The sequence below is a fragment of the Janthinobacterium sp. GW823-FHT01H08 genome, assembly GCF_058797855.1.
Genome location: NZ_CM179504.1, coordinates 2,956,882 through 2,968,942, shown reverse-complemented (window position 1 = coordinate 2,968,942; position 12,061 = coordinate 2,956,882). Strand labels below are relative to the sequence as shown.

The following is a 12,061-nucleotide window of genomic DNA, read 5'->3' as shown; positions in this document are numbered from 1 at the left end:
CTGGCCCCCCACATTCGATATGTCATGCGCAGCAATACTCACCTCTCCGCCCGTTGCCTGCGCACCATCGGTACGCAGTAAACGCGTGGTCTGCAGCGCCAGCGTGTCGCGCGCGGCCAGCCCGGCGTGCCGGGCATCCAGGTCTCCCTGGCTTGCCACGGCAGAAAGCTGTCTGGCGGACAGATTAGCCCCGGCGAGATCGACTGCGGTTGCCGCAATCCGCACCGTATTGCCCGCGGCGCCGATGCCATGGATACCTGCACCGGCATTTGCCTCGACGGTCAAATCGCCCGTTGGACGAAGCATATTGTCAGCATTCAGGCCAGCAGCCAGCACCGCACCGGCGGCTGAATCAACGCGGCCGCCTCCATGCAGCGCAGTATTGCCAGCAGCAGCGATCACGCCGTTGTTGCTGATATCACCACCGCTTGAAATACCAGTATCGCCTGCGGCATAAATCGTGCCCGCATTTTGCAAATTCCCCGCTGCGCTGGCCTGTACCTGGCCACCTTCAGCACCAGACTGAATATAGCCACTGTTGCTGATCCAACCATCCGAATGCAGCACCACATTACCCACCGATGCGGCCACGGTTCCGGCGTTACGCGTACCGATACCAGCCTCGGTGCCTATCAGTGTAATTTTTCCGGCATACATGCCGCCCAACTGGGCGACATCCAGTGCAAACGCAGGCTTCGCGCCATCGCCAGATGCGGCAGCCTCGACCGCATGATTTGCATCCATCCGGTTCGCGCCCGTGACGACCCGCAGATCGTTGGCCCATATGCCAGCATTCACTTGCACAGCCCGAGCCAGAATGGACGTGTAATCGCTTTGTGACGTATCCAGTCCCCTGCCGCTGACGGTGACCATACCCCGCTGCACCACATAGCCGTCGAGATTGCCGCCATTGACAATGGGAGAACCTGTCGTCAACGTCACGCGGCTGGCGTTGATAAAGCCGCCGCCATCCACAGCTACCCCGGAAGGATTGGCGATGATGACCTCTGCGCGTTGTCCCGCCACTTCGACATAGCCGCGCAACTGGCTGGGATTGGCGGAATTGACTTCGTTCAGGATGACGCGCGCGCTGCCGCCGGCCAGCCACGGATTGCCTTGTACCCAGCCACCGGTCTGGGTTTGCGTATTGCCACGGCTGTTATTCAGGATGACGCCATTGCTCTGCACGTCAAACTGGCTATACGTATTGCGCGACACGCCTGCCCCGCTCGGCGTCTGGATATTCACTTGCGGTATGCCATTTGCTGTCTGCAACACGGTTGGACGCTGGCCTCCCGGGGCATTGCGATCCGCCACGACCTGACCATGCGCAGCACCGGTCACAAAAAGCAGCATGCCCAAGGCACTGAATACCGCGAGGCAGGCCGGCCGCAACGTTGCCAGCGTCAATTCCGCGCCACCTCCCCCTGCACCGTCGTTCATGACACTTTCGCCGCCAGGAGCTTTACCTTGCGACGTGGCATTCTCGCCCACCACCATCAATTGGCCACGGCGTTGATTGAATATGATGCGGTACAGGTGCTTATTCATGGATTCTTCTCGTTGAGAACACCTAACAAAACTTGCTGCGCTAGGTGTTATAAATATTTAAATGGATGTCGTTTCGGCGTAATTGGCATGCATGGGCCTGGCGCTCCACCAGCTGGCCGCCTGCTCCTTGGAAACCGCGCAACCGCGGGATGTTTTTACTTGCAAACCCGTCTCGTCTCCCTTGTGATACAAAAACCGGTAACAGGATTCGGAAAGGCGTGTAGAAACTTCGCGTACGAACGATGCCGTGTGGCCAAATGGAGCGACCCAGTCCGTAATCCACATGCGGTCGCCGCTATTCCAGTCTTCCGGGCGCATCAAGGTATGGTTACCGTCTGCCAGATAGCGGCTTTCGGCATCGGCATCGAAATTTGCCCAGGCCACGTAAGCCACCGGCTGCTGAACGCCATCGAGCGACGTCAACGCCAGCATGAACTGCTGCTGTTTGATCGGATTCAACAAAGTCTGGCTGAAAGACGCTAGCGGCAGATCGCGATGATTCTTAGAATGCATGCAAAGCCATGTCAGCGCGCCAAACAGTTCTGCCTCGCTGTGCCCAGGCAAGCCCAAGGCGGGGGCGATAATGTCCAAAGAAGAGGTACTCATGGTGTCGGATATATGATTAAAAGCTCGCGTTCAAATTGAAGCCGGCCGTATGGCTGGCCGTACGGAACAGCTCAGGTTTGCGCACGGGCCAGCCGACAAAGGCGTCGTACTGCACGCCCAGCCACTGCCCGCGCAAGCCGACAAAGCCGCCCGTCAGGCGCCGCGCGATCAGCCATTCGGCGGACGGTCCCGCTACTTCGCCGTGGTCCAGGCCCGCATACGCTTCCTGGCCGCTGCTGCCCAGCGACACGCCGAGCTCGTTGCGCAGCAGCCAGCCGCGTTCGGCCGACAGGCTGCTTTCGCCGTCGTAGCCGCGCACCGTGTAGCGCCCGCCGATGGCAAAGCGGTCCTGCGGCACCAGCGGCGTGCGGTTGTGCTGCATGCGCCAGCTGCCCGCGTAGCGCAGCGGCTGGCCGGCCAGCTTGAACGGCGCCGACAGGGCCGCGTCGGCCAGGATCAGTTTGAAACGCGACGTACCCTCGCCAAACGCTTCCTCGGGCGCCGCCATCGCATGCATCGCGCCCGTGCCGCGCCGGTATTGCAGGTTGAGGTCCAGGGTGGCCTGCCCCAGGAATTCGCGGTGGCCAAGGCCCAGTTCCCAGCCGGCCATGCGGCGGCGCTGCACTTCCACTTCCGTGTCGTCGATGAAGTTTTGCGCTGCACGCTGCCAGCCGCGCAGGGACAGCGTCGTCTTGCGCGACGCGTCGCGGTACACCAGGCGCGACAGTTTCACTTCCTTGTTTTGGCTGGCGCCGCTGTAGTTGTAATCCTGGCTGATGCCGGCCACGGACTGGTGATAGCGGCTGTCGCTGGCCGTGAAGGCCAGCAGCCAGTAGGCGTAGGGAATCGAATAGTGGGCCACCATGCCGCCTGTGCCGCGCGGACCATTGCGGTTGCCGTCAACGTTCTGGTTCAGGCTCAGGTAAAACAGATCGTTCAGGGTCAGCCAGTGGTCATACGACAGCGTCACGCTGCCCTGCAGTTTGCCCGTCGAGCGCGAACCGCCGTCGTCGAGGCCCAGCGCCAGGCGGAACGGCAAACCCTGCTTCCACTGGATCTGCAGGTCGCTCTCGCCCGGCTTCGCATTGCCGCCTTCGGCCGGCATGATCTGGATATCGGCCTCGGCCGTCGGCACGCGCTTGAAGTTTTCCAGCGCCTGTTCCGTATCGCGCACATTGAGCAAGTCGCCCGGCCGCGCCGGCACGGCATTCCACCAGGTGGCGCGGGGGTTGGTGCCGGGCGCAAAGCCGATCTGGCGGATACGCCCCGGTATCAAGGTCAAGGCCAGGGTGCCACGGCTCAGGTCCTGCGGCTCGGCCAGCACGCGCGTGGTGACAAAGCCGCGCGCGATGATGGCGTTCTGCATGCGCCCCATCAGCACATTGATGGCCTGCGTGCCCAGGCAGTGCCCCAGCGCAGAATCCGGCGCCCCCAGGTCGTCGCGCCCGGCTGCGGCCAGCGCCCACTGGAACTGGGCGGCGTCCTCGGCCCGCAATTGCAGATGATCGATGGTAAAGCACGGCGATTCGCCTGTGGGCAGGCGGTTGGCGGAAGCGGCCGCGGGCGCCTCGAGCAGGCGCACGTCGGGCGTGCGCTCCTGCTGCTGGCGCAGGAGGCGCTCACGTTCTTGCTGGCGGATCAATTCTTGGCTGGCATCGTCGCGCTGGCTGCTGCCAGGCGGGGTGGGAAGGGGCGGCGCGATTTCGGGACGGGTCTGCGCAGACACGGCGGCACACAAGGTACCGCTGAACAAAAATACACCGCACCATGGCGTCAAGCGCAGGTGCATATGTTGCCTTAAGTAATTATTTACGTAAGGAAATTATAAATTAATTATTTCTATGGGGCAACTTTATTTATTTCTTGAGAACTTTAGCTGTTTGGTAACTGTCTTTCAACTATCCAATTACCACTAGTAAAACCCGCGCGGCCTGGCGGCGACAGAGCAGGCAATGGCGTCCGGCATTGATGCATAAAAAAAGCCCTGTAAAAACAGGGCTTTGGCTTACTCGCTTATTCGGAAATGCAAAGTTTCCTTATGGGAACTCACTCCCACTCAATGGTCGCCGGCGGCTTGCCCGAAATATCGTAGACGACGCGGTTGATGCCGCGCACTTCATTGATGATGCGGTTCGAGACCTTGCCCAGCAGACTGTGCGGCAGGTGTGCCCAGTGAGCCGTCATGAAGTCCTGTGTCTGCACGGCGCGCAGTGCCACCACGTATTCGTAGGTGCGGCCATCGCCCATCACGCCCACCGATTTGACGGGCAGGAAGACGGCAAAAGCCTGGCTCGTCGCTTCGTACCAGTTGGTCGGCACGCTATCCTGGTCGAAGCCAGGCACCACCACCGGTTCATACGGCGTATTGCGCAGTTCTTCGATGAAGATGGCGTCGGCGCGGCGCAGCAGGTCGGCGTAGTCTTTCTTGACTTCGCCGAGGATGCGCACGCCCAGGCCCGGACCCGGGAACGGGTGGCGGTAGACCATGTCATGCGGCAAGCCCAGGGCCACGCCCAGTTTGCGCACTTCGTCCTTGAACAGTTCGCGCAGGGGTTCGAGGAGCTTGAGCTTCATGGTGTCCGGCAAGCCGCCCACGTTGTGGTGGCTCTTGATGGTCTGGCCCTTCTTGCCTTTGCCGGCCGATTCGATCACGTCCGGGTAGATCGTGCCTTGCGCCAGCCATTTGGCGTTGACAAGCTTGCCCGATTCGACCTGGAACACTTCGACGAACTCGCGGCCGATGATCTTGCGCTTTTGCTCGGGGTCGGTGACGCCGGCCAGGTGGCCCATGAACTGGTCTTCCGCATCGACGCGGATGACTTTCACGCCCAGGTTCTTGGCGAACATGTCCATCACCATCTTGCCTTCGTCCAGGCGCAGCAGGCCGTGGTCGACGAAGACGCAGGTCAGCTGGTCGCCGATGGCGCGGTGGATCAGGGCAGCGGCCACGGACGAATCGACGCCGCCGGACAAGCCCAGGATGACGTCATCGGTGCCCACTTGCGCGCGGATCTTTTCCACCGCTTCGCTGATGTAGTCAGGCATGTTCCAGTCCGACTTGCAGCCGCAGATTTCATGCACGAAACGGCCGATCATGGCCTTGCCCTGCACCGTGTGCGTTACTTCCGGGTGGAACTGCACACCGTAGAACTGGCGCTCTTCATCGGCCATGGCGGCGATCGGGCAGCTTGGGGTGTTGCCCATCAGTTTGAAGCCTGGCGGCATTTCCAGCACCTTGTCGCCATGGCTCATCCACACTTTCAGCATGCCGTGGCCTTCGTCGGTGACGAAGTCGGCAATACCGTTGAGCAGCTTGGTATGGCTGCGGGCGCGCACTTCGGCGTAGCCGAATTCGCGTACCAGGCCGTTTTCCACCTTGCCGCCCAATTGGGCCGCCATGGTTTGCATGCCGTAGCAGATGCCCAGCACGGGCACGCCCAGCTCGAACACGGCTTGCGGCGCGCGCGGCGAATCGCCGTCCAGCGTGGAATTATGGCTGCCCGACAGGATCACGCCGGCGGCGCCATAGTTGCGCACGAATTCGTCGCTGACGTCATACGGGAAGACTTCGGAAAACACGCCGGAATCGCGCACGCGGCGGGCGATCAACTGGGTGACTTGGGAACCGAAATCGAGAATGAGGATTTTAGAATGCATGGTCGGAGCTTTATTCAGGGTCAATTGCAAAACCGGCGCACTGGGCGCCGGTCTGGACTTTCGTTACCGCTTACTCGGAGCGATAATTTGGCGCTTCTTTCGTGATCTGCACATCATGGACATGCGACTCGCGCATGCCGGCCGAGGTGATTTCCACGAATTCCGCTTTTTCGCGCAGCTCGTCGATGGTGGCGCAACCACAGTAACCCATCGATTGACGCACGCCGCCCACCAGCTGGAAGATGATCGCCAGCACGCTGCCCTTGTAAGCCACGCGGCCTTCGATACCTTCAGGCACGAACTTGTCGGCCTTCATGGTGGCGTCCTGGAAATAACGGTCAGCCGAACCGTCGGACATCGCGCCCAGCGAACCCATGCCGCGGTACGATTTGTAGCTGCGGCCCTGATACAGGATCACTTCGCCTGGCGCTTCTTCCGTACCGGCAAACATGGAACCCATCATCACGGTCGAGGCGCCAGCGGCCAGCGCCTTCGAAATATCGCCCGAGAAGCGGATACCGCCGTCGGCGATACATGGCACGCCCGTGCCTTCCAGTGCTTCGGCAACATTCGAGATGGCCGTGATTTGCGGCACGCCCACACCGGCGACGATACGCGTGGTGCAGATCGAGCCAGGACCGATGCCGACCTTGACCGCATCGGCGCCGTATTCCACCAGCGCCTTGGCGGCGGCGGCGGTAGCGATGTTGCCACCAATCACTTCGACTTGCGGGTACTTGGTCTTGATCCAGCGTACGCGGTCGAGGATGCCTTGCGAGTGGCCGTGGGCCGTGTCGACCACCAGCACGTCGACACCGGCGGCGACCAGCAGGTCGATGCGCTCTTCATCCTTGGCGCCGACGCCGACGGCAGCGCCGACCAGCAGTTTGCCCTGGCTGTCTTTCGACGCGAACGGGTGCGAGGTCGACTTCTGGATATCCTTGACGGTGATCAGGCCGCGTAACTCAAATGCGTCGTTGACGACCAGCACGCGCTCGAGACGGTGCTTGTTCATCAGGCGCTTGGCTTCGGCCGTATCGGCGTCTTCCTTGACGACGACGAGTTTTTCGCGCGGGGTCATCTTGGCGGAAGCTTCCGCGTCGAGTTCCTGCTCAAAGCGCAAATCGCGGTTGGTGATGATGCCGACGACTTCCTTGCCTTTGACGACAGGGAAACCGCTGATGCCGTATTGTTCCGTCAGGGCGATCACGTCGCGGATTTTCATTTCCGGCGGAATCGTGATCGGATCACGCAGCACGCCAGCTTCGAAACGCTTTACGCGGGCCACTTCACGAGCCTGATCCTTCGGATTCAAATTCTTGTGGATGATGCCGATGCCGCCTTCCTGGGCCATCGCGATCGCCAGACGGGCTTCCGTCACCGTATCCATGGCTGCGGACAGCAAGGGAATATTCAGGGTGATGTTGCGGGTCAGGCGAGTTTTGAGGGACGTATCGGCGGGCAGAACGTTGGAGTAGGCTGGGACGAGCAGCACGTCATCGAATGTGAGTGCTTTTTGAAGTAGACGCATAGCATTTCCTATTGGCGCAAAAGCAGATTATACAGAAAAAAGCGCCCTCCGTCCTTGCAGCATAGAAAAGATATTTGAAAATAGCAAAAAATGGCGCTCGCCAGGCAGCGGCCGCCCTGCCCGCTCAGCCCTTCGCAGGCTTGCCGCTGGCCCTGCGCCGGCGCGCCTCTTTCGGGTCCGCCTGCAAGGGGCGGTACACTTCCACGCGGTCATGCTCGTGCAATACGGTATCGAGCGGCTTCTTTTTGCCATAGATGCCGACCATGTTCACGGCCAGGTCGATGCCGGGCATTTCCTGCAGCAAGCCGCTCAGCGCCACCGCCTGCCCGATGGTGGTGCCGGCAGGCACCGTCAAGGTGCGCAAAAAGCTGCTGTCCGGCAGCGCGTGACACACTTGCACCTGCATGCTGGTCTCAGCCATACACGGTCTCCGCGCGCTTGCAGAAGGAATCGACCATGCTGTTGGCAATCATGCCGAAGACGGGGCCGATGATCTGTTCCAGTACGCGGCTGGAAAACTCGTAGTGCAGGTCCAGTTCGATCTTGCAGGCGTCTTCGCGCAGGGCCTTGAAGGTCCACACGCCGTCGAGGGTCTTGAAAGGACCGTCCACCAGCTTCATCTTGATGGACGTCGGCGGCACGTTCTCGTTGGACGTGGTGAAGCTTTGGCGCACGCCGTGGTAATGTATGCCCACGCTGGCGACGACCGTGTTCTCGCCCCGCTCGCGAATCTCGACCGCGCCGCACCAGGGCAGGAATTTGGGATAATCTTCCACCGCCGCCACCAGCGCGAACATTTGTTCGGCGCTATAGCCGAGAAAAACTGATTTATGTACTACTGCCATTGAAGAACCATTTGCTATGATGTTGGATACATTTGATTTTATCGCGCTTGCGCGAGACAGTAGTTTAACCGACCCGCGCACATTTACCATCTCATGACCATAGCAGACAACAGAAAAGCCTTCCACGACTACTTTATCGAGGATCGCTACGAAGCGGGCATCGTGCTGGAAGGCTGGGAAGTCAAAGCCATCCGCGACGCCCGCGTACAAATCAAGGAAGCCTACGTCGTCGTCCGCGGCGATGAACTCTTCCTGTTCGGCGCGCATATCAGCGCCCTGCCGACCGCCTCCACCCATATCCACCCGGAAGCCGTACGCACGCGCAAGCTGCTGCTGCACCGCGCTGAAATGGATAAACTGATCGGCAAGGTGGAACGCTCCGGCTATACCCTGGTGCCGCTCAACCTGCACTACAAGGGCGGCCGCGTGAAATGCGAGATCGGCCTGGCCAAGGGCAAGAAACAGCACGACAAACGCGCTGCGGAACGCGACCGCGATGGCGCGCGCGAAGTGCAAGCGGCCATGAAATCGCACCGCCGCTGATCCGGCACCGCGCGCAGCGTGCTGCGCCAATACCAACAAGCCCGGCTATATGCCGGGTTTTATTTTGCCGATTGCCTGCGGCAAGCGGGAAAAACTCAGCGCGACGGAATAAAGCAGGGAAAAGAAAGAGGTAAGGCGGGAAATAAAGCGGTATTGGCGAAAAAGCCATGGAGATACGGCGAAGGACATCAACTCTGCCTGCCTGGCCAAAGACAAAAAACGAGGAAAGTTCCGGATGCTTGCATGCTGCCTTGTACACCTGTATTACCGCTCAGGACAAGCATCCGAATGAATGGCGTATTACATTACACCTTCAGCAGGTCACGCGACTTGCCCGAATCGGTCCACTCTTTGACCCATTTCGGTTGACGGCCACGGCCAGTCCATTGCTGCGTCGCATCATCCGGATTGCGATAGCGTACTGCAACCGTGCCGGTTTTAGCGCGGATACCCGTACCAACCAGATCTTTTACGGAAACGCCGACGCTCTGTGCGATCGCCAGGATTTGTTCACGCGCTTTGGACAGATCGTCTTGTTCGCGTTTTTTCATTTGCTTCTTGATGTCGTCCTGCAAGGTGCGCAGTTCGGACAGGGATAAGCTGGACAGATCCATGATATTTCCTTGTGTGAGTTGAAAAATATAACTGAACAGTTAAATTCTATCCAATTGTAACGCGATTGAGGTGATTTTTTCTGAAGATTTGATTGTTTTTTACAATTCTTTTCCCAAAAACCCCACTTCCCGGCTTTCAGGCGATGCAAGTCTTCAATCAAGGGGACGGACACCGCAGTGTACCGTCTGCGCCAGTACCTGTATTTTGTGCGGCGGCGATTCAATACAGCGCCATCGGTCACATTTATTCTGCAGTATTTTTTGTTTCATTGCAATTTATAGTAATTAAAAATTGCAATTCAAAACATACACGGGGCCAATACTATCGGCCACCATGCACCGGCCTCCAATCCCGCGTCGTCGTCCATCGCGGACATCGGTGCAGCAGATTCCACTTCAATCAAAAAGATAAGCGTCGCACGACAACATATAACCCAGAAAGTGCGCACAGCATAGCATAAAGAAAATATTCTCAGCGCTACTGATTCCAACGCTGATACTCCAGCTCTGCTGCTGCCATATATTCCAGTGGCGCAAATGAAAACTGCCCGCGATATGGCGGGCAGTATTGACGAAAACTTGCTACGAGTTTGCTATTCACCGGCAATCAAGGAATCGCCACGCCACCTTTCGGCTTCTGGGTTTTGACCACCTGCATTGCCGCGGCGATCAAACCACTCATATCGCCCAGATTGGCCGGCACGATAATCGAGTTATTTGTCTTCGCCAATTGCGCGAAGGCGCCCACATACTGTTCGGCCACTTTCAGGTTGACGGCATCTTCGCCGCCCGGCTCGCGGATGGCGGCGCCGACCTGGCGCAGCGCCTCGGCACTGGCCTGTGCCAGCGCAACGATGGCTGTGGCCTGACCTTCGGCGCGGTTGATCGATGCCTGCTTCTCGCCTTCGGAGCGGGCAATGTTCGCTTCGCGCTCGCCGCTGGCGATATTGATCTGCTCCTGCTTGCGTCCTTCCGAGGCGGCAATCAGCGCGCGCTTTTCGCGCTCGGCCGTGATCTGCGCCTGCATCGCATGCAGGATTTCCTTGGGCGGCGTCAAATCCTTGATTTCATAGCGCAATACCTTGACGCCCCAATTCGCCGCCGATTCATCGATGGCATTCACGATGGCAGTATTGATATGGTCGCGCTCTTCAAATGTCTTGTCGAGTTCCATTTTACCGATCACCGATCGCAAGGTCGTTTGCGCCAATTGCGTAATGGCGGCAATATAATTCGACGAACCATATGAAGCACGCATCGCATCGGTAATCTGGAAATACAGAATGCCATCGACCTGCAATTGCGTATTGTCACGCGTAATGCACACCTGAGGCGGCACGTCGAGTGGAATTTCCTTGAGTACATGCTTATAAGCGATGCGGTCAACAAAAGGCACGACAATATTCAGGCCAGGCCCCAATACCGCATGGAACTTGCCCAGGCGTTCCACCACCCAGGCATGCTGCTGCGGCACCACATTGACCGTCTTGAAGACAAATACCAACGCCAGCAATAACAAGATCAGCGACACGCTTCCGATGCTTACTTCCATAATCTATTCTCCAGGTTATCCAACAATCAAACGGCTGCCACGCACGGCACGTATGGTGTAATGACCGGCCTGCGTATCGCTGCCGGGAATCAATTCCACATCCCACAAGGCGCCGCGATACATGACGCGCGCCGCACCATCGACCCAGTGCGCGACCGCCACGCTTTGGCCGATATCGAGATTCACATTCGGATCCTGCGCCGCATCGCGCCGCGCCGCCCTGCCAAAACGGCTGCGCCGCAATAACAGCGTAGCCGCCACGCCGACAATAGCGGCCGTCAGGGCCTGCCAGCTGCCATTTCCGCCCGCCAGCGCCACCAATCCTCCGGCGCTGACGCCGATGGCGATCATCAGCAGATAAAACGTGCCCGTAAACAGCTCCAGGATCAATACCGCGCCAGCCGCGACAAACCAGCCCACCCATTCAGCCATGATGCCTCCATCCTTGTGAATCCAAAATAAAAAACCCCGCAGCCTATATAAGCGACGGGGTTTAATGCGCTGCACTGCCTGATATTATTCTTGCCAAACACCTATATACAAGCAGTCTAACGCAATTCCGGATGGCGTCAATAGCCGGCGGCGAATTAGCGCCGCCGGCCCGGCGTTTATTCCTCGAGCAGGCTGCGCAACATCCACGCCGTCTTCTCATGCAAATCGAGGCGCTGCGTGATCAAATCGGCCGTCGGCTGGTCATTGGCTTTCTCGAGCAGCGGGAACAAACGGCGCGCCGTGCGCGCTGTCGCTTCCTGTGCCGACACCAGGTGGCTGACCATGTCCAGCGCCGGCGGCACGCCGTCGATTTCCTTGATCGAAGCGAGCTTGACGAATTCCTTGTAGGTGCCCGGCGCCGGATAGCCGAGGGCGCGGATACGCTCGGCGATCAAGTCCAGCGCGGCCCACTGCTCCGTGTATTGCGTCATGAACATCAGGTGCAGGGTGTTGAACATCGGCCCCTTGACGTTCCAGTGAAAATTATGGGTCATCAGGTACAAGGTGTAGCTGTCGGCCAGCAGGCCGGACAGGCCTTCCGCAATTTTCGCGCGGTCCGCTTCGGAAATGCCGATATCGATCTTTGCCACTTTGCTCGGTTTCTTGCTTGCCATGTAAACTCCCGTTTCAATGTATTGGTGGAATCATTTTAGCTGATCTGGCGCAAGCC

At 59.0% G+C, this 12,061-nt stretch carries 12 protein-coding genes and 1 pseudogene; 2 read left to right on the top strand and 11 right to left on the bottom strand.

Annotated elements, in window-relative coordinates; genetic code table 11:
- The first annotated feature begins 126 nt into the window (after positions 1-126).
- Complete coding sequence (locus AC3RCG_RS13370) at positions 127-351, top strand: hypothetical protein (protein WP_492401706.1); 225 nt, start codon at positions 127-129, stop codon at positions 349-351.
- A gap of 201 nt (positions 352-552) precedes the next feature.
- Here AC3RCG_RS13370 and AC3RCG_RS13365 read toward each other — a convergent pair.
- From AC3RCG_RS13365 to AC3RCG_RS13335, 7 genes and pseudogenes are all read right to left on the bottom strand, one after another.
- A pseudogene (locus tag AC3RCG_RS13365) lies at positions 553-1,551 on the bottom strand (two-partner secretion domain-containing protein); the annotation flags it as partial.
- 57 nt (positions 1,552-1,608) lie between these two features.
- On the bottom strand, positions 1,609-2,157 hold the full coding sequence (locus tag AC3RCG_RS13360) for a toxin-activating lysine-acyltransferase (protein WP_492401681.1): 549 nt from the start codon (positions 2,155-2,157) through the stop codon (positions 1,609-1,611).
- Between the two features lie 16 nt (positions 2,158-2,173).
- On the bottom strand, positions 2,174-3,946 hold the full coding sequence (locus AC3RCG_RS13355) for a ShlB/FhaC/HecB family hemolysin secretion/activation protein (RefSeq protein ID WP_492401682.1): 1,773 nt from the start codon (positions 3,944-3,946) through the stop codon (positions 2,174-2,176).
- A gap of 257 nt (positions 3,947-4,203) precedes the next feature.
- Positions 4,204-5,814 (bottom strand): glutamine-hydrolyzing GMP synthase, encoded by a 1,611-nt coding sequence (guaA, locus tag AC3RCG_RS13350; RefSeq protein ID WP_070288027.1) that lies wholly within the window; start codon positions 5,812-5,814, stop codon positions 4,204-4,206.
- Between the two features lie 70 nt (positions 5,815-5,884).
- On the bottom strand, positions 5,885-7,345 hold the full coding sequence (guaB, locus tag AC3RCG_RS13345) for an IMP dehydrogenase (RefSeq protein ID WP_034752206.1): 1,461 nt from the start codon (positions 7,343-7,345) through the stop codon (positions 5,885-5,887).
- 124 nt (positions 7,346-7,469) lie between these two features.
- Complete coding sequence (locus AC3RCG_RS13340; protein WP_070221508.1) at positions 7,470-7,766, bottom strand: RnfH family protein; 297 nt, start codon at positions 7,764-7,766, stop codon at positions 7,470-7,472.
- Entirely contained in the window at positions 7,759-8,190 is a 432-nt protein-coding gene (locus AC3RCG_RS13335) for a type II toxin-antitoxin system RatA family toxin (RefSeq protein ID WP_035818194.1), read from the bottom strand. The genes AC3RCG_RS13340 and AC3RCG_RS13335 overlap by 8 nt, the downstream gene beginning before the upstream one ends.
- 93 nt (positions 8,191-8,283) lie before the next feature.
- Between AC3RCG_RS13335 and smpB the strand changes: the two genes are divergently transcribed.
- Positions 8,284-8,733, top strand: a complete 450-nt coding sequence (gene smpB, locus AC3RCG_RS13330; protein WP_034784131.1) for an SsrA-binding protein SmpB — start codon at positions 8,284-8,286, stop codon at positions 8,731-8,733.
- Positions 8,734-9,038: 305 nt separating this feature from the next.
- Here smpB and AC3RCG_RS13325 read toward each other — a convergent pair whose 3' ends face one another.
- The 4 genes from AC3RCG_RS13325 to AC3RCG_RS13310 form a co-directional block, all read right to left on the bottom strand.
- Entirely contained in the window at positions 9,039-9,347 is a 309-nt protein-coding gene (locus AC3RCG_RS13325; RefSeq protein ID WP_010397665.1) for an H-NS histone family protein, read from the bottom strand.
- 607 nt (positions 9,348-9,954) lie between these two features.
- The gene (locus tag AC3RCG_RS13320) at positions 9,955-10,899 is read right to left on the bottom strand and encodes an SPFH domain-containing protein (RefSeq protein ID WP_070221509.1); all 945 of its coding nucleotides are present in this window, start codon (positions 10,897-10,899) and stop codon (positions 9,955-9,957) included.
- Positions 10,900-10,914: 15 nt separating this feature from the next.
- Complete coding sequence (locus AC3RCG_RS13315) at positions 10,915-11,331, bottom strand: NfeD family protein (RefSeq protein ID WP_070221510.1); 417 nt, start codon at positions 11,329-11,331, stop codon at positions 10,915-10,917.
- A 176-nt stretch (positions 11,332-11,507) separates the two neighbouring features.
- Positions 11,508-12,005 carry a Dps family protein gene (locus tag AC3RCG_RS13310; protein ID WP_034752224.1) on the bottom strand — a complete coding sequence of 166 codons (498 nt, stop codon included), beginning with the start codon at positions 12,003-12,005 and terminating at the stop codon, positions 11,508-11,510.
- Between the last annotated feature and the right edge of the window lie 56 nt (positions 12,006-12,061).

Excerpts from the sequence above, each read along its gene's own strand:
- AC3RCG_RS13360 (WP_492401681.1), bottom strand. The coding sequence starts at position 2,157 with ATGAGTACCTCTTCTTTGGACATTATCGCCCCCGCCTTGGGCTTGCCT.
- AC3RCG_RS13355 (WP_492401682.1), bottom strand. The coding sequence starts at position 3,946 with ATGCACCTGCGCTTGACGCCATGGTGCGGTGTATTTTTGTTCAGCGGT.
- guaA (WP_070288027.1), bottom strand. The coding sequence starts at position 5,814 with ATGCATTCTAAAATCCTCATTCTCGATTTCGGTTCCCAAGTCACCCAG.
- guaB (WP_034752206.1), bottom strand. The coding sequence starts at position 7,345 with ATGCGTCTACTTCAAAAAGCACTCACATTCGATGACGTGCTGCTCGTC.
- AC3RCG_RS13340 (WP_070221508.1), bottom strand. The coding sequence starts at position 7,766 with ATGGCTGAGACCAGCATGCAGGTGCAAGTGTGTCACGCGCTGCCGGAC.
- AC3RCG_RS13335 (WP_035818194.1), bottom strand. The coding sequence starts at position 8,190 with ATGGCAGTAGTACATAAATCAGTTTTTCTCGGCTATAGCGCCGAACAA.
- smpB (WP_034784131.1), top strand. The coding sequence starts at position 8,284 with ATGACCATAGCAGACAACAGAAAAGCCTTCCACGACTACTTTATCGAG.
- AC3RCG_RS13325 (WP_010397665.1), bottom strand. The coding sequence starts at position 9,347 with ATGGATCTGTCCAGCTTATCCCTGTCCGAACTGCGCACCTTGCAGGAC.
- AC3RCG_RS13320 (WP_070221509.1), bottom strand. The coding sequence starts at position 10,899 with ATGGAAGTAAGCATCGGAAGCGTGTCGCTGATCTTGTTATTGCTGGCG.
- AC3RCG_RS13315 (WP_070221510.1), bottom strand. The coding sequence starts at position 11,331 with ATGGCTGAATGGGTGGGCTGGTTTGTCGCGGCTGGCGCGGTATTGATC.
- AC3RCG_RS13310 (WP_034752224.1), bottom strand. The coding sequence starts at position 12,005 with ATGGCAAGCAAGAAACCGAGCAAAGTGGCAAAGATCGATATCGGCATT.